General features: G+C 62.1%; 13 protein-coding genes. 1 reads left to right on the top strand and 12 read right to left on the bottom strand.

Annotated elements, in window-relative coordinates; translation table 11 throughout:
* Positions 1-7: 7 nt before the first annotated feature.
* From PSAKL28_RS12195 to PSAKL28_RS12140, 12 genes are all read right to left on the bottom strand, one after another.
* Positions 8-2107: an acetate--CoA ligase family protein gene (locus tag PSAKL28_RS12195; RefSeq protein ID WP_038610558.1), complete on the bottom strand. Its 2100-nt coding sequence runs from the start codon at positions 2105-2107 to the stop codon at positions 8-10.
* An 18-nt stretch (positions 2108-2125) separates the two neighbouring features.
* Positions 2126-3286 (bottom strand): acyl-CoA dehydrogenase family protein, encoded by a 1161-nt coding sequence (locus tag PSAKL28_RS12190; protein WP_038610556.1) that lies wholly within the window; start codon positions 3284-3286, stop codon positions 2126-2128.
* A 31-nt stretch (positions 3287-3317) separates the two neighbouring features.
* Complete coding sequence (locus tag PSAKL28_RS12185; RefSeq protein ID WP_038610553.1) at positions 3318-4109, bottom strand: enoyl-CoA hydratase/isomerase family protein; 792 nt, start codon at positions 4107-4109, stop codon at positions 3318-3320.
* Positions 4110-4622: 513 nt separating this feature from the next.
* Complete coding sequence (locus PSAKL28_RS12180) at positions 4623-5483, bottom strand: IS3 family transposase (protein ID WP_038609159.1); 861 nt, start codon at positions 5481-5483, stop codon at positions 4623-4625.
* Positions 5480-5773: a transposase gene (locus tag PSAKL28_RS12175; protein WP_038608001.1), complete on the bottom strand. Its 294-nt coding sequence runs from the start codon at positions 5771-5773 to the stop codon at positions 5480-5482. Before PSAKL28_RS12175 ends, PSAKL28_RS12180 begins: the two co-directional genes overlap by 4 nt.
* Positions 5774-5981: 208 nt before the next feature.
* Entirely contained in the window at positions 5982-7385 is a 1404-nt protein-coding gene (locus PSAKL28_RS12170) for an amino acid permease (protein WP_038610552.1), read from the bottom strand.
* 204 nt (positions 7386-7589) lie between these two features.
* Positions 7590-9845: a hybrid sensor histidine kinase/response regulator gene (locus tag PSAKL28_RS12165; RefSeq protein ID WP_038610550.1), complete on the bottom strand. Its 2256-nt coding sequence runs from the start codon at positions 9843-9845 to the stop codon at positions 7590-7592.
* Positions 9842-10615, bottom strand: coding sequence for a substrate-binding periplasmic protein (locus PSAKL28_RS12160; protein WP_051939328.1), 774 nt, complete (start codon positions 10613-10615; stop codon positions 9842-9844). Before PSAKL28_RS12160 ends, PSAKL28_RS12165 begins: the two co-directional genes overlap by 4 nt.
* A gap of 5 nt (positions 10616-10620) precedes the next feature.
* Positions 10621-11337 carry a response regulator gene (locus tag PSAKL28_RS12155; RefSeq protein WP_038610548.1) on the bottom strand — a complete coding sequence of 239 codons (717 nt, stop codon included), beginning with the start codon at positions 11335-11337 and terminating at the stop codon, positions 10621-10623.
* A 69-nt stretch (positions 11338-11406) separates the two neighbouring features.
* Positions 11407-12051, bottom strand: coding sequence for a TetR family transcriptional regulator C-terminal domain-containing protein (locus PSAKL28_RS12150; RefSeq protein WP_038610546.1), 645 nt, complete (start codon positions 12049-12051; stop codon positions 11407-11409).
* A 114-nt stretch (positions 12052-12165) separates the two neighbouring features.
* Positions 12166-12927, bottom strand: a complete 762-nt coding sequence (locus PSAKL28_RS12145; protein WP_038610544.1) for a class II aldolase/adducin family protein — start codon at positions 12925-12927, stop codon at positions 12166-12168.
* A gap of 72 nt (positions 12928-12999) precedes the next feature.
* Entirely contained in the window at positions 13000-14037 is a 1038-nt protein-coding gene (locus PSAKL28_RS12140) for an ABC transporter substrate-binding protein (protein ID WP_038610542.1), read from the bottom strand.
* A 184-nt stretch (positions 14038-14221) separates the two neighbouring features.
* Between PSAKL28_RS12140 and PSAKL28_RS12135 the strand changes: the two genes are divergently transcribed.
* Positions 14222-16171: an oxidoreductase gene (locus PSAKL28_RS12135; RefSeq protein WP_038610539.1), complete on the top strand. Its 1950-nt coding sequence runs from the start codon at positions 14222-14224 to the stop codon at positions 16169-16171.
* Positions 16172-16173: the final 2 nt, after the last annotated feature.

The following is a 16173-nucleotide window of genomic DNA, read 5'->3' as shown; positions in this document are numbered from 1 at the left end:
GTGCTCCTTACGCCTGGCCGAGGCGAATCAACGCATCGACCGCGGTGGTGCCCTGGGCACCGACCATTAATGGGTTCACATCCAGTTCCAGCAGTTGCCCGGCGTTTTCGCAGGCGTAGTCGGCCACGGCGCGGATTGCCGCGACCAGGGCATCGAGGTCGGCGTGCTCGCGGCCACGGAAGCCCTGCAGCAGACTGGCGCTGCGCAAGCCGAGCACGGCCGCGCGAATGGCGCCGTCGGTGGTCGGCAACAGCAAGGTCTTGCTGTCCTTGAGCAGCTCGACGAGGATGCCGCCCGCACCGATCACCAGGGCCAGGCCGAAGTCGTTTTCACGCTTGATGCCGACAATCAGCTCGGCAAGCGGCGCGCTGGCCATGGGTTCGAGCAGCACCTGGTCAAACGGTACATGCGGCGCATAGGCACCAATCCGTGCGCGCATCTTTTGCACGGCGCTGTCCAGCGCTTGCGCGTCACGCAGGTTGAGCGCCACCGCTCCGGCTTCGGTCTTGTGCGGCAATTGCGCGCTGACGGCCTTGAGCACCAATGGAAAACCCACGGTTTGCGCAGCGTTGACCGCCTGATCGGCTGTACTCAGTACGCCAGCGGGAACCGGCAAGCCGAAGGTCTTCAAGGCCTGCTTGGAGTCCCATTCGTTGAGCAGTTCGCTGTCGCCTCCAAGCGCTTGCGGGCACAGCGGCACCAGCGCCGACTCGCCAAGATCCAGCAAGGCTTGACGGTTGCTCTGATAGGCAGCGATCCGCCCCCAGGCCGCCAGCCCGTCCTCAACCCCCTGCAGCGCCGCGATGCCATGGCCATGCAGACGCTCGCGGGCGCTGGCCGGGAGCAACTCGGGGAACGCCGAGGTGACAAAACCGATCTTGCCGTGACGCTTGAGCGCGGCGCTGTAGAGTTCCAGCAGCAGGTCGCACTCCTTGCGCTCGCCGGTAAACTCGGCCGGATAGTCGAGCACCAGCATGGCCGCATCGGCCTCGCTGCGCAGGGCGCTGTCGAGCATGCGTTCAAGGGCCGCGCCGTCACCCCAGATGGCCGTGGTGAAGTCCAGCGGGTTGACCAGGTTGGCATACGCGGGCAGCACCTGGGCCAATTCGTCGACCTGACCGGCATCGAGTTTCGGCAGGCTCAGTTCGTTGCGTTCGGCGTAGTCGGCGATCAGCCCGGCGTCGCCCCCGGAACAGGCCAGGGCAATCAGGCTGCGGCCTTTGGGCAGGTTGCCGCAGGCGGCAGCCTTGAGGGTTTCGGCAAAACTCACCGGGCCGCTGACGCGGATCACCCCCAGGCGCTGGAACAGGCTGTCGTAGAGTGCATCGGAACCGGACAGCGAGCTGGTATGACTCAGTGCCAGCTCGGCACCGATCTGCGACACCCCGGTTTTCAGGGCAATGATAGGAATGCCCTTTTCCAGCGCTTTGTGTGCGGCGCGGGCAAAGCCCGGAACGTTCTTCAACCCCTCCAGGTGCAGGCCGATGGCGGTCACCCGCGGTTCATCGAGCAGCACATCCATCAACTCGGCAATGCCCAGCTGCGCCTGGTTACCGACCGAGGCCATGTAGGCCACCGGCAAGGAGCGGTCGCTCATGGAAAGGTTGTAGGCGAAGTTGCCGCTCTGGGTCAGGATCGCCACGCCCTTCTCTACCGCCTTGCCGCCGTGCGCGACCGGCCACAGGGCGCTGTTGTGCAAGTAGTCGAGCAGGCCGTAGCAGTTGGGGCCGAGCAAGGCCATGTTGCCGGCGGCCTTGAGCAGTTGCTGTTGCAACGCCAGGCCTTCGGCGCCGGCTTCGGCAAAGCCCGAGGCATAGCAGATCGCCCCGCCGGCATCGATAGCGGCCAGCTCGGCGACACACGTCAGCGTCAGCTCACGGTTAGTGGCGATGAACACCGCGTCCGGGCCGCAGGGCAGCTCGGCAACACTGCGCACACAGGGAATGCCATCGATGCTGTCGTGCTGCGGGTTAACCAGCCACATCTGGCCTTGATAACCGCCTTCGGCACAGCGTTTGAACGCGCGCGCCATGCTGCGTCCACCGACAAAGGCCAGGTGACGCGGCGCCAGCAGGCGTTTGAGGTTGTCACGAATCGACTGCGACATAAGCGTTCTCCAACCCGATCAACGCAACAGAGGGCGCAACAGTTCGCGGGAAATAATGTGTCGCTGGATCTCCGAGGTGCCCTCCCAGATCCGCTCGATCCGCGCATTGCGCCAGATCCGCTCGACCGGGCCTTCATCCATCAGGCCCATACCGCCGAAAATCTGCACGGCTTCGTCGGCGACCTTGCCCAGCACTTCACTGGCAAACAGCTTGGCCATGCCGGCCTCGCCATCGGTCATGCTGCCCTGGTCCATCTTCCAGGCGGTGTGCAGGGTCAAAAGCTCAGCGGCGCGGATCTGCGTGGCCATGTCGGCAAGTTTGAACGACACACCCTGATAGGTACCGATCGGCTGGCCGAACTGCTTGCGGTCGGCGGCCCATTGCAGCGAAACGTCCAGCGCGCGCTGGGCCTGGCCGACGCAGTTGGCGGCGACCATCACCCGCCCGGCAGTCAGCCAGGCGTTGGCCACTTCCCAGCCTTTTCCGACTTCGCCCAGCACTTTGCTGGCCGGCACCCGGCAATCGTCGAAGAACATCTCGTAGGTGTGATAACCGCGGTTGCTCACGCATTTAGGGCCACGGCGGATAGTCATGCCGGGGGTACCACGGTCAACCAGGAACGCAGTGACCGCGTTGCGCTTGCGGCCGTTGTGCTCATAGGTGTCGGTCACGGCGAAGACAATGGCGAAATCGGCGTGCCCGGCGTGACTGATGAAATGCTTGCTGCCATTGAGGACGAAGTCGTCGCCTTCGCGCACCGCGCGGGTCTTGATCGCATTGGCGTCGGAGCCTGCACCCGGCTCGGTCAAGGCGAAGCAGTCGACCTTCTCGCCCTGGATGCACGGCAGCAGGTAATCGTTGATCTGCTCATCCTTGCAGGCCATGAGAATCTTCGACGGACGCGCGACAAACACATGCACCGCCCACGACACCTTGGACAGCTCACGCTCGATCAGCGCCTGGGACAGATAATCGAGACCGCCACCGCCGACTTCCTCGGGCATGTTGAACGCGTAAAAACCTGCAGCGATGGCCTTGCCACGAATCTGTGCAGCCAGTTCCGGCGACACTTCGTCGGCGCGGTCCACGGCCTCCTCATGGGGCAGCAACTCTTTGGCGACGAAACTGCGTACCGCTTCCACCAACATTTCTTGTTCTTGGGTCAGTTGGAAATTCATGGAATGTTCCTGAAGAAGGTCGTGTAAGTATTTATTTGCCAACGAATTTTGCTGCACGCTTCTCAACCGCTGCACGCAAGGCTTCGGCGCCGTCCTCGCTGCGCCCGCACAGCAACCCGGCGGCAAGCTCGGCCTGCAACTGCTCGCCGAGGGTGCGCTGGGCGCCGTCACGGATCAGGGTTTTGGTCTGGGCGAAGGCGAAGGTCGGGCCGTTGGCCAGGCGTCCGGCCAGTTCTGCGGTGACTGCCAGCAACTGGTCATCGGCGCACACCTCACCCACCAGCCCGGCAGCCAGCGCCCGCTCGGCGCCCCAGAGTTCATCGAGGAACAGCAGGCGCTTGGCCTGTTCGCTGCCGATCAGTCGTGGCAGATGCCAGCTGGCACCGGCGTCGGGGCTGTAGGCCATGCTGGTGTAGCCCGCCTTGAAACGCGCCGAGGCGGCGGCCACACGCAGGTCACAGCACAGCGTCAGGTCCATCCCGGCGCCGACGGCGGTGCCGTTGATGGCGGCGATGGTCGGTTTGTCGAGGCTGTGCAGGCGTTGCATCAGAGCGTGGGCGGTCTCGGTCCAGCCATAGCTTTCCAGCGCGCCACGGGCCTCGGCTTCAGCCCATTCGGCCAGATCCGCCCCGGCACAGAAACTGCGCCCGCTACCGGTCAGCACCACCACGCGCACGGTGGGTTCGGCGTTACAGTCATCGAGCAAGGCATGGAGCTGCTTCAGGCTGGGGATGTCCAGCGCGTTGCGCTGCTCGGGACGGTTGAGAGTGATCCAGGCAACGCCGGCTTCGACTTTGCTCAGCACTGACGGGGAGGTAGTCATAGGAGGCCTCGAATTATTGTGGTTGGCGTGAGGGGTAAGACTTGAGGCCATACTAAACGAGTGTTCAACAAGGAGACAATCGGGAGAAAAAGTGATGTAACAGATGAAGTTACACACCTAATAAACTGTATTTATTGAATAAATGCTTTGAGTAAAACGAGGCGATCCGATCGCTGTTACAACTTCGCACAACTGCCAGCCCAGCCGCCGAAAGCAAGAGCGAAGCGAATTGTGCTTTTGATCTTGATCTGCTTTTGATCTTGATCTGCTTTTGATCTTGATCCACCGGCCCCGTTAACCAGTAGGGCTGAGTGGAGGTGTCGTGGAGGGGCTAGCGCGCAGCGCCTTCGGCGTAGCCGAAGTTGCGAAGCGTAGAGTTGCTTGCAACTCGTAGCTCGCAATGCCCCGTAACGACACCGGAGCGAAGGAACCCGAAGCGCAGCGTAGGGCCCCTGGTGGGGCGAGAATTTTGCTGGAACTGTCCCTTGGCAACGGACGCCAAGAAGCTGGGTGTTAAGGATTCCGCCTCAAGCCCTTTGCATAAGCGTTCGGTGAACGATAACCCAACGCCGAATGCAGCCGACTGCTGTTGTAGAAACCATGGATGTAGCTCGCGATTGCCCCATAAGCTAGCCTCTTGCTCTGATAGACCCCGCTTGCTTCTTCCTTCTTAAGCGTAGCGAAAAAGCTTTCAGCGACGGCATTGTCCCAGCAGTTTCCTTTGCGGCTCATGCTCTGCGTAAAGCCTTTTTCGGCCAATGCTTGGCGAAATTTGCTGCTCGTATATTGGCGTCCCTGGTCGGAATGGAACACAACCCCAGAAGGCCCCAAACTGGCGTTCCAAGCGTTGATAAATGCGCGCTCAACCAAATCATCCGGCATCCTGTCCGCCAAGCTGTAGCCCAGCACCTGGCGGGTCTGGATGCTTAAGACCACCGCCAGGTACAGCCAGCCTTCTCGGGTTGAAATGTAGGTGATGTCGCTCACCCAGGCTGGATTGGCGCTCTGTACCGAAAACTGACGGTCAAGCACATTGCGTGCGACAGGCTGGAAGTGGCGACTGTCCGTGGTCTGGGGCCGGAAGCGAGCCTTGGGTTTGCCATGGATACCTTCCTCGTGCATCAGCCGCGTAACCCGTTTGTGGCCGACTCGATGAGGTATCTGACGCAATGCCTCGACCAACCGTGGCCGCCCATAGGTGCTTCGACTGGCGGCATGGATCCTGCGCAGATCAATTCGAATCTGTTTGTCTGGATCTGGGCGAACCGGGCGGTTTAGGTAATCGTAAAATCCTGAAGCTGACACGCCCAACACCCGGCACAACAAACGCACCGGGAACTGAGCCCGCTCTTTAGCGACGAAGGCGTATCTCACCTGGACTCTTTGGCAAAGAATACCGCCGCCTTTTTTAGGATTTCACGCTCCATTTTGAGTTCAGCATTCTCGGCCCGTAATCGCGCCAGCTCGCTGCTCTCCTTGGTAACAGGTTGACGCTCCGGTGAACTCAACGGAAGACCTTTGCGTGACGCATCGACCCAGTTATCCAGCGTCTTAACAGACATCTCTAGCTGACGAGCGGCTTCGGTTCTGCCGACCGTTTCAGCCAGTGCAACAGCTTGGGCCTTGAATTCGTCGGTGTAGCTACGGCGATTTGGTGGGTACATGGGAACCTCCAAGTTAGCGATGTAAGTATCGCTTCTTGGCGTCCGTTGTCATGGGACAGTTCCATGCTTACTTTTTTTCGACTGAAAAAGTAAGCCGCCGTAAGGGCGGAAAGGTGACTCAGCGCCACCTCCGCCAATGGATATGTACTCAAACCCGAGGGCCTCATCGCGGGGCAAGCCCGCTCCCACCGGGTGGGAGCGGGATGCGTTAAACCGACGGCGCCAACACCACCTGCCGCTTGCGATTGATGATGAAGTAAGCCGCATAACACACTGCAATAAAACCAAACCCCCAGTACAACGAAGGCCGCTGCGTCTCATCCAGCGCCAGGAACACAAACAGCGAACTGCACAGGGTGATGCACAGCAGCGGCACCAGCGGATACAACGGTGCGCGGTACTTGAGGTCGGTCAGCTTGCCGCCCTCACGCAAGAACGCCTTACGGAACCGGTACTGCGCCAGGGCAATCACGATCCAGGTCACCGTCCCGGACATCCCGCTCACCGCCATCAACACCATGAACAGCGTGTCGGCAGCAACGAAGCTGGTCATCAACGAAACCAGGGCAAAGCACAGGGTAATGCTCAGCGCCCGCAGTGGCACGCCACGCTTGCTCAGCGGCGACAGGCTCTTGGGCGCCATGCCGGTCTTGGACATCGCCCAGAGAATCCGCGTCGAGGCATACAGCCCGGAGTTGCCCACCGACAGAATCGCCGTGAGGATGACGAAGTTCATCAGGTCCGCCGCATAGGGAATGCCGACCATGTCGAACACCTGCACAAACGGGCTTTCCATCAAGCCGGCCTGCTGCCACGGAACGATGGCCGAGAGCACCACGATCGCCAGCACATAGAAGATCAGCACGCGGAACACCACGTTGCGCACCGCACGCGGGATGCTCTTTTCCGGCTGGTCGGTTTCACCCGCCGCCACGCCCATGATCTCGCAGCCCTGGAAGGCATAGACCACGGTCATCATCACCGCGAACACCGCCGACAAGCCGTTGGGGAACAGCGAGTCGCCAATCAGGTTGCTCATCATCGGCGCCGGTTCGCCGCTGCTCAGCGGGATGGCACCGAAGATCACCAGCACGCCAACAATGATGAAACCGAGGATCGCCGCCACCTTGATCCCCGAGAACCAGTACTCGGCCTCGCCAAAGGCACGGGTGGCCAGGGCGTTGAGGCCGAACAGCACCACCACGAACAGCGCCGACCAGTACCAGATCGGCACTTCGGGGAACCAGCGCACCATCAGCATGCCCGCCGCGGTGAACTCCAGGCCGACGGTGGTGGCCCAGCTCATCCAGTACACCCAGCCGATCATGAAGCCGGTAGCCGGACCGATGTACTTGGTGGCATGGGCCTGGAACGAGCCAGACACAGGCATCTGCACCGACAGCTCGCCCAGGCAGACCATCACCAGGTACATCAGGAAACCGGCCACCAGGTAGGCCAGAATCGCCCCCACCGGCCCGCCCTGGTTGATGGTCACCCCCGAGCCCATGAACAAGCCGGTGCCGATCACGCCGCCCAGCGACAGCATGAAAATATGCCGGCTCTTCAGGGCGCGAGTGAGGTGAATGCCTTTACGTTCGGTAGATTCGCTCATGTCGGCACCTCAACAGTGGCGCAGGGGCGAAAGGGACAGGCGATAGCGCGGGGACGGATCAGCTTTACGGCAGTTCATTATTATTATCTCCAATAAGCTTCGAAGACCGCGTGCAGTGCGGTTAACGTCGATTATTGGAAAGCAATGTAAGGTGCCGTTGTACGTAAAGATCGAAGATGTAAAAAGTCGTAAGATTTTTGTACATCAATGCAGAATCAAGCGTTCCAGCGTTTGCTGCGCCCGTAGCATCTGCACCTGTAAAGCCTCCCGCAAGCCGTCGATGGCGGTCAGGTCGCGCGTCATCGCCGCCTCCTCCAGCGCCCGCAGTACTCGGGCCAGACCACAGAAGCCAAGGGAGTCGCTGCTACCGGCCAAACGATGGGCCAGGTGGACTATCTCAGTGCAGTCATGCGCCGCGATGGCCTCGGCCAAGGCGCTACGGTGCTGGGCAATCAGCGTCTGCAAGACCTCCAGCAACCCTTGCACTTTCTGTTCGCCCAGCAACTGGCGATGGGTGTTCAGCAGTGCGTGGTCCAGGTCCGAGTCATCTGCTGAGTCCTCCGGTAGCGCGCGCTCGGCGGCCAAGGCCTGACGCAGGCTTTCCAGTTTCAAGGGCTTGGCCAGCACCCCGTGCATGCCCGCTTCAAGAAAACTCTGCACCAGTGCCGGCTGGACACTCGCGGTCAACGCCAGAATCCGCGTGTGTTGGTTAAGCCCGGGGCTGTTTCGAATCTGCCGGCACAGCTCAACGCCGCTGATGCCCGGTAAATGCACATCGAGCAGGATCAGGTCGAAACGCCGTTCACTGCACAGCGCCATGCCCTGCCCGGCTTCTTCGGCCAACCAGATCCGGTGACCATCGCGCTTGAGCAGGCCTTGCACCACTTCACGGTTCAACGCCACATCCTCGACCACGAGGATGTCCAGGGCCGCGACCACCGCTGTGGGTGCCGGCGTCAGCGGTTGCTGCTGCCCGGTTGCGAGGCTCAGCTCGAACCAGAAGCAACTGCCCTGCCCCTCGGTACTTTGCAGGCCAATCCGCCCGCCCAGTTTCTCGACCAAATGCTTACTGATCGCCAACCCCAGACCGGTACCGCCATAGCGCCGCGCCACGGCTTCGCTGGCCTGGGTGAAGCGGTCGAAGATTTTCGCCTGCACCGCCTCGGCGATGCCGATGCCGTTGTCGGTGACGCTCACCCGCACCTGCTGCTGGCCGTCCTGCTCGCCCAGCACCTTAACCTCGACACTGACCTGTCCGCCTTCGGTGAACTTGATCGCGTTGGCCAGCAAGTTGCTCAGCACCTGACGCAGAAACTGCTCGGCGCCCTGCTGACGCTCGGCCAACTGCGGATCGATATGGCACGTCAGCGTACTGCCATTGGCCGTCGCCTTGGGTTCGAGCAGGGTGATGACTTCGTCGCACAACTGGCGCAGGGAGAAATCCACGGCTTCGGGATGGGTTTCGCCTTCTTCCAGACGGGCGAAATACAGCACTTCGTTGAGGATGGTCAGCAGCCCTTCACCGGCCTTGTACAAGGCATCCAGACGCTTGCCGTCCTGCGCCTGCAGCCCTGCGCCACGCAACAGTTCGGCCATGCCAAGAATGCCGTTGAGCGGTGTGCGCAGTTCATGGCTCATGGTCGCCAGGAAGCGCGACTTGGCCAGGTTCGCCGCTTCGGCCTCATCCTTGGCACGCATCAGGCTGGCGGTACGCCGTTCGACCATCTTTTGCAGCTCGTCGCGTTTGTCCTGCAAGGCCAGGCGGTCCACTTCGCGCCGCTCGATATCACTAAGAATCGCCCGGCGCATGTCGTCCAGGGCATGGGCCACGGTGTCGATCTCATCCAGACGGGCTGAGCGGCGCTTATGCAGGCGCAGCGGCTCCTGCCAGTCGCCGGCGCCAATGCGCCGGGCGAATTCGGCCATGACCTGCAAATGACGGGTCACCAGGCGATAGAACAGGCCCGACAAGGCCACCGCCAAGCCACAGAGAAACACACTCATCCATAACAGGCTGGTCAGCCCGGTGGCGAACAGACGTCGGTGCACCGCACCCAGATCGATGCTCACCTCAAGCTCACCGAGATGGCGCAACGGCCCCGACGGCGGCTGGAAATCCAGGGGGAAACGCTCAATGCGCAGCGGCCCCGGCGGGTTGGCGTCACCTTGCAACAGGTTGAAGTCGGCGCTGCTCAGACGCACCCGGGCGACATCGGAAAAGTCCACCAGACCGCGCAGCTGTACGCTGATCTGCTCCTGGTTCAGATCCCAGAGACTGCGCTCAAGGCTGGCCAGGTAACCAACCCGGATCAGCGCCATGCGCGCATCGATATCGCGCATTTCCCGGCGGTACTCGAAATACAGCTGCACGGTACTGGCCAGCACCGTGAAGCACAGGCTGAACAACAGAATGAACAGCAACAGGCGGCGCAGCAGGCCATCAGCATGCAGGCGGATCATCGCGCGTCTGCCGGCAGGTTGATCATGTCGCGGTAGGTCACTTCGCTCTGCTGCAGCCAGCGCTCGATCTCACCGCTGTCGGTCATGCGTTGTAATTGTTCATCGATCTGTGCCATGTGCTGACTCAATCTGGAGTGACGCGAAACGGCGACACGCAGGTAATCCACGCTGAGGGCCGCAGGCAACGCCTGGATATCCTCGCCACCGGGCAGGCGTTCAACAAACAGCTGACCGGTGCGCCGCTCCTGAATGACGAAGTCGATACGCCCGCGAATCAGCTTGCCAAAGTTCTGCTGGCTGGACGACACCCATTCGATGTTCTGGTGTTTGGCAACAAACTGGTCGAACGCCGGGCCGTAGCTTTCGCCAAACAGCAGGCCACCGCGATAGCCGGCCAGGTCTTGCAGACGTTCGAACTTCACCGGCCGCTGGCGATTGACGAACACCGCCACTTCTTCGCGCAGCACCGGCACGCTGGAAAAACGCATGCCCTGGTCACGCTGGTCACTGTTGTAGGCCAGCACCACGTCTACCCGGCCTTCGGCGGCGTCGAGCAAACAGCGCTTCCAGTTGCCCAGCACCACCATCTCGACCTCGTAGCCCAAACGCCCGAACAGCTCGCGCACCACGGTTGGCGCCAGGCCGCGCACCTGCTTGCCGTCGCTCCAGGACACCGGCGGGTACACCGGATAGTCGCAATAGCGGATGCGCTCGCCGGCCTGCAGCCACGGGGCCAGCAACAGCATCAGCAGGCCCAGCCAGCGGCCCATGGCGATCAGGCCGCCACGCTGGCGGTAAACAGGTAACCGGCGCCGTGGATGGTGATGATCAGCTGCGGCTCGGCCGGGTCGTCGTGTAGCTTGCGCCGCAGGCGACCGACCAGCACGTCGATGGAGCGGTCGTTGGGCACCCATTCACGGTTGCGGATCTGGTCCATCAACTGGTCGCGGCTCAAGGTGTGGCCACTGTTGCGCAGGAACACACTGAGCAACTGGAATTCGCCATGGGTCAGCAGGGTTTCGCCGCCCTGCGGATCGATCAGGCGCCGGCGGTCGGTGTCCAGCCCCCAGTCGGCGAACTGCTTGAGGGCCTGGGTGTTGCTGGCTACCGGCTTCGAAGCCTGGGCATGGCGCACGCGGCGGATCAGGTTCTTGGCTCGCGACACCAGTTCACGGGGATTGAGCGGTTTGATCACATAGTCGTCGGCGCCACATTCCAGGCCGACGATACGGTCGATGTCGTCGTTGCGGCCGGTGATGAGGATGATGCCGACCTCTGAGCGTACCCGCAGCTCGCGGGTCAGGGTCAGGCCGTCCTTGCCCGGCAGGCGGATGTCGAGCATCACCAGGTCGACGCTGTGATTGGCGAGGAAGCTCTCGGCCTGCTCGGCGGTGTCGGCGCAGTGAACGTCGTAGCCTTCCTGGGACAGGTAGGCGTGCAGCAAGTCGCGAATAAGCGGATCGTCGTCGACGATCAGTACCCGAGGCGTCATTGCGTGTTGTCTCTTATAGTCGTTGTTATGTAACTCGCGACAGCAGCCTACCCATTACTGAACGACCGATCAACAGCCCTCGGTCAGGGTGAAGCGCCGCCGTCCACCGGCTTGCAGGCCGTCGACCCAGGCCTCGCAGATCTGCACGCCCTGCTCGGGGGTGAAAGTGCCAGGGTTGAGCCCCGATTCCAGCCACAAACCGTCGAGCAAGGCGCTGAGGCTAATGGCCGCAAGGTCGGCGTCGAAGGCTTGCCAATCCTCCTCCCGGGCCAGCTCGCTGAGCAGGCGGCCCAGTTCATTGCGGTATTCCCCGTAGGAGTGATCGTGCACCTGGTTGATGGCCTCGGCGGTTTTCACCGCGCCCCAGAACGCCAGCCAGGCATCAAGCAATTGCGGATCGAGCAGTTCAGCGCAGAACGAGGCGCGAAAGAACGCCGACAGGCGCTCGCGGGCATTCGGTGCGGCCTGGGCCATGGCTTCGCGGATCAGGCCCATGACCCGCCCGGTGACCGCCATGTAGGCTTCGGCCACCAGTTCGTCCTTGCCCGAATAGTGGTGGCTGATCAACCCCACCGAGACTCCCGCCTCGGCCGAGATCTTGCGAATCGAGGCACCCTGAAAGCCGTGTCGCTTCAGACACACCAGCGTTGCTTCGACCAGGTTGGCCTTGCGCAACTCGGGGACCATACGGCTGTAACGGGCTTCCTGGCTCATGGATGGTTCTCATTGGGTGGGCTGTCTTTTCGCGGGGCAAGCCCGCTCCCACAGGGAGCTGTGGGAGCGGGCTTGCCCCGCGATGCTATTGAACGACTGTACAGCAACTCCCAATCAGTCGCGATAGTCCGGTGCCACCCGTTCCAGCATCCTCAACAAGGCCTTCCACGCCAGCTGCATCGCGCCGCTATCGGTCAGCTCGCCTTCTTTCAGCTGCCGCGCGTGATCGTTGAACTGGCGCTCGGTATGGGCGCAGACCGCATCCGACGGCAGCACAATCTCACCGGCCGCTTGCGCTGCCAGCTGGATTTCACAGGCTTTTTCCAGGTAATACATGCGCAGGAATGCTTCGCTGACGTTCTCGCCGACGGTCAGCAAACCATGGTTACGCAGCATCAACACCGGCTTGTTGCCAAGGTCAGCCACCAGACGCTGCTGCTCATCCATGTCCAGGGCCACGCCTTCGTAGTCGTGGTAGGCAACCTTGCCGTAGAACTCCATGGAGATCTGGTTGACCGGCAGCAACCCGCACTTGAGCGCGGCCACCGCACAACCGGCCTTGGTATGGGTGTGCAGTACGCACCGGGCATCTTCACGGGCGCCGTGAATGGCGCTGTGGATCACGAAGCCTGCAGGGTTGACCGGATACGGTGACGGCTCGACGGCATTGCCTTGCAGGTCGATCTTGACCAGGTTGGAGGCGGTGATTTCATCGAACATCAAGCCGTAGGGATTGATCAGAAAGTGGTGCTCGGGGCCGGGAATGCGCACCGAAATATGGGTGAAGATCAGGTCGGTCATGCGGAAATGCGCGATCAGCCGGTAACAGGCGGCCAGTTCCTGACGCAGGCGCAGTTCGGTTTCAGTCGGATTCATTGTTGTTGTTCTCAGGCAAATGGCTGGCCAGACAATAGGGCTGGACACCCGGCGGTGTCCAGCCCTCAAGGGTTACTTACTGGCCCAGGCGTTGAAGCGCTCTTCGAGTTCATCGCCGTGGTCGACCCAGAACTCGACGTTCATCGCCAGGGCGCCTTCAAGGTTCTGCTTGGAGGTCGGCACCCAGTTGGCCAGCTTCGGATCAAGCTCCGCAGCCGCCTCGGTGTTGGTTGGCCCGTAAGGAATCGCATTGACGTAGCGCACCTGGGTGTCGGGCTGGTTGGCGAAGGCGATCAGGCGCTTGGCCTGGTCGACATGCTTGGAGCCCTTGATAATCGCCCAGTAGTCCATGCCGTACAGGCTGCCCGGCCAGACCACCGCCAATGAACTACCCTCCTGCGCGGCGACGGCGATCCGGCCGCTGTAGGTCGAGGTCATCACCACGTCGCCGGCGCTTAGCCATTGCGCCGGTTGCGCACCGGCTTCCCACCACTGGATGTAGGGCTTGAGTTCTGTGAGTTTGGCGAAGGCGCGGTCGACGCCTTGCGGGGTCGCCAGCACCTTGTAGACATCTTCGGCTTTGACGCCGTCGGCCATCAGGGCGAACTCCAGGTTGTACACCGCGCGTTTGCGCAGGCCACGCTTGCCGGGGATCTTCTGCACGTCCCAGAAATCCGACCATGACGCCGGCGCCTGGGCCAGTTTGTTCTTGTCGTAGGCAATCGCCACGCTCCACACCAGCACCGCCGAACCACACTCCTGGGCCGCATCGGGAATCAACTGCTCGGCGCGGCCGATCTGGGCCCAGTCGAGGCGTTCATACATGCCCTCCTCGCAGCCGCGCATCAGGTCCGGCGCCTCGATCATGACCAGGTCCCAGTCGACGTTGCCGGTGTCGACCATCACCTTGATCCGGGCCATTTCGCCGTTGTATTCACTCTGGATCAGTTTGCTGCCGTCCTGGGCGCTGAAAGGCTGGAAAATCGCTGCATCCTGGGCTTTCTGACCGGCGCCGCCGTAGGCGACGACCACCATGTCCGGTGCTGCCTGGGCACTGCCAAGGCCAAGGGCAAGCAGCCAGGGCGAGAGTTTGAGCAGGTTCGCTTTCATTCGTGGTTCCTCATGCTGGTACCGCGCCAGGCGCAGTCCGTTTTCTTGTTGTTGTGAGGTGTGCCCCAGGACTCGGGGTGAATCGAAAACTAGTCAATGCCAAGTAAAAAAACAAGTTGATTTTTTACTAGCGGTACACTTCTATAGAAAAATAAAAACAACAACCCGCTGGAGCCTGCACAGCATGTCGACCTTCACGCACCTGTTCGAACCGCTGCAAATCCGGGGCAAACGCCTGAAGAACCGCATCATGTCCAGCGGCCACGACACCTCGATCCCCACCGACAACCTGGTCAACGACCGCCTGATCGCCTACCACAAGGCCCGTGCCGAAGGTGGCGTCGGTCTGATCGTGCTGCAGGTGGCCGGGGTGCACGACAGTGCGCGCTACACCTCGCATGTGCTGATGGCCACCGACGATGCCTGCATCGAGGGTTACCGCCAGCTGGCCGAGACCTGTCATGCCCATGGCACGGTGGTGCTGTCGCAGATTTTTCACCCCGGCCGGGAGATCATGGAGTCCAGCGACGGCTTGCTGGCCGTGGCTTATTCAGCCTCGGCGGTGCCCAATGAACGCTTCCGGGTGATGCCGCGGGCCCTCGACCAGGCGATGATCGACGAGATCGTGCAAGGCTACGCCGATGCTGCCCGGCGCCTGCATCAGGCCGGGATCGATGGCGTCGAAGTGGTCGCCAGCCATGGTTATCTGCCGGCGCAGTTCATCAACCCACGGGTCAACCGCCGCACCGATGGCTACAACGGCGAGCTGGAACAGCGCTTGCGCTTTCTGCGCGAAGTGATTGCGGCGGTACGCGCCGCCACCGCGCCCGATTTCATCATCGGCCTGCGCATCAGCGCCGACGAGCGTGATGCCGAAGGCCTCACTGAAGACGAATCCCTGGCGGCGGTACAACTGCTGCAGTCGGCGCTCGACTATGTGCATATCGTCGCCGGCACCTCGGCCTCGCTCGGCGGCGCGATACATATCGTCCCGCCGATGGCCATCGAAGCGGCATACCTGGCGCGTGAAGCCGGTACCTTCAAGGCCAGCCTGTCGATTCCGCTGTTCGTCACCGGGCGTATCAACCAGCCGCAGGAAGCCGAACTGATCCTGGCCCGTGGCCAGGCCGATGTCTGCGGCATGACTCGCGCGCTGATCTGCGACCCAGAGATGCCGAACAAGACCGACAGCGGCCGCGCCGAGGATGTGCGTGCGTGTATCGCCTGCAACCAGGCCTGCATCGGCCATTTCCATCGCGGCCTGCCGATCTCCTGCATCCAGCACCCGGAAACCGGGCGTGAACAGCAGTTCGGCCAGCTTCAGAAAGCGCCGCAACGCAAGCGCATCATGGTCGCCGGTGGCGGCCCCGCTGGCATGAAGGCTGCCGCAGTGGCGGCAGCACGCGGGCATGAGGTAACCCTGTACGAAGCCAGCGCGCAGCTGGGCGGCCAGGTGCTGCTGGCGCAATTGCTGCCGCGCCGTGCCGAATTCGGCGGCGCCAGCACCAACCTACAGCGCGAAATGCAGCTGGCCGGTGTCGAGGTGGTGCGCAACACCCGGGTCGATCGCGCCCTGGTGGAACGTGAAAAGCCCGACCTGGTGATCGTCGCCACCGGTGCCGAGCCTTACTGGCCGGCCTTCGAGCGTGGGGGTGAACTGCAAGTCGTCGATGCCTGGCAGGTGCTGCGCGATGAGGTCACGCTCGGGCGTTCGGTACTGGTGGTGGACTGGCGCTGCGACTGGATCGGCCCGGGCATCGCCGAACGTCTGGTCCGCGCCGGACACCAGGTGCAGCTGGCGCTCAATGGCACCCACTGCGGCGAAAACCTGCCGTTGTATGTACGCGACCAGCTGGCCGGTGAGCTGCATAAACTCGGCATCCCCATCACCCCCTATGCCCGCCTGTACGGCTGCGATGACAACACCGTGTACCTGCAACACACCGCCAGCGGCGAGCCGATGATCTTCGAGGACATCGACACCCTGGTGTTGTGCCAGGGTCATCAACCGGTCGATACCCTGGTAGACGAGCTCAGCGGCCTGGTGCAAGTGAAGCGGATCGGCGATTGCCTGGCCCCGCGCACCGCCGAAGAAGCCATTTACGAAGGATTGAAGGTCGCCTGGACGCTCTGAGC

Source organism: Pseudomonas alkylphenolica (assembly GCF_000746525.1).
GTDB classification, from domain to species: Bacteria; Pseudomonadota; Gammaproteobacteria; order Pseudomonadales; family Pseudomonadaceae; genus Aquipseudomonas; species Aquipseudomonas alkylphenolica.
This window is presented reverse-complemented; position numbering and strand designations above follow the sequence as displayed.

What these genes read in the sequence shown, in the direction of transcription:
- PSAKL28_RS12195 (WP_038610558.1), bottom strand. Translation starts at nt 2,107, where the DNA reads ATGTCGCAGTCGATTCGTGACAACCTCAAACGCCTGCTGGCGCCGCGT.
- PSAKL28_RS12190 (WP_038610556.1), bottom strand. Translation starts at nt 3,286, where the DNA reads ATGAATTTCCAACTGACCCAAGAACAAGAAATGTTGGTGGAAGCGGTA.
- PSAKL28_RS12185 (WP_038610553.1), bottom strand. Translation starts at nt 4,109, where the DNA reads ATGACTACCTCCCCGTCAGTGCTGAGCAAAGTCGAAGCCGGCGTTGCC.
- PSAKL28_RS12175 (WP_038608001.1), bottom strand. Translation starts at nt 5,773, where the DNA reads ATGTACCCACCAAATCGCCGTAGCTACACCGACGAATTCAAGGCCCAA.
- PSAKL28_RS12170 (WP_038610552.1), bottom strand. Translation starts at nt 7,385, where the DNA reads ATGAGCGAATCTACCGAACGTAAAGGCATTCACCTCACTCGCGCCCTG.
- PSAKL28_RS12165 (WP_038610550.1), bottom strand. Translation starts at nt 9,845, where the DNA reads ATGATCCGCCTGCATGCTGATGGCCTGCTGCGCCGCCTGTTGCTGTTC.
- PSAKL28_RS12160 (WP_051939328.1), bottom strand. Translation starts at nt 10,615, where the DNA reads ATGGGCCGCTGGCTGGGCCTGCTGATGCTGTTGCTGGCCCCGTGGCTG.
- PSAKL28_RS12155 (WP_038610548.1), bottom strand. Translation starts at nt 11,337, where the DNA reads ATGACGCCTCGGGTACTGATCGTCGACGACGATCCGCTTATTCGCGAC.
- PSAKL28_RS12150 (WP_038610546.1), bottom strand. Translation starts at nt 12,051, where the DNA reads ATGAGCCAGGAAGCCCGTTACAGCCGTATGGTCCCCGAGTTGCGCAAG.
- PSAKL28_RS12145 (WP_038610544.1), bottom strand. Translation starts at nt 12,927, where the DNA reads ATGAATCCGACTGAAACCGAACTGCGCCTGCGTCAGGAACTGGCCGCC.
- PSAKL28_RS12140 (WP_038610542.1), bottom strand. Translation starts at nt 14,037, where the DNA reads ATGAAAGCGAACCTGCTCAAACTCTCGCCCTGGCTGCTTGCCCTTGGC.
- PSAKL28_RS12135 (WP_038610539.1), top strand. Translation starts at nt 14,222, where the DNA reads ATGTCGACCTTCACGCACCTGTTCGAACCGCTGCAAATCCGGGGCAAA.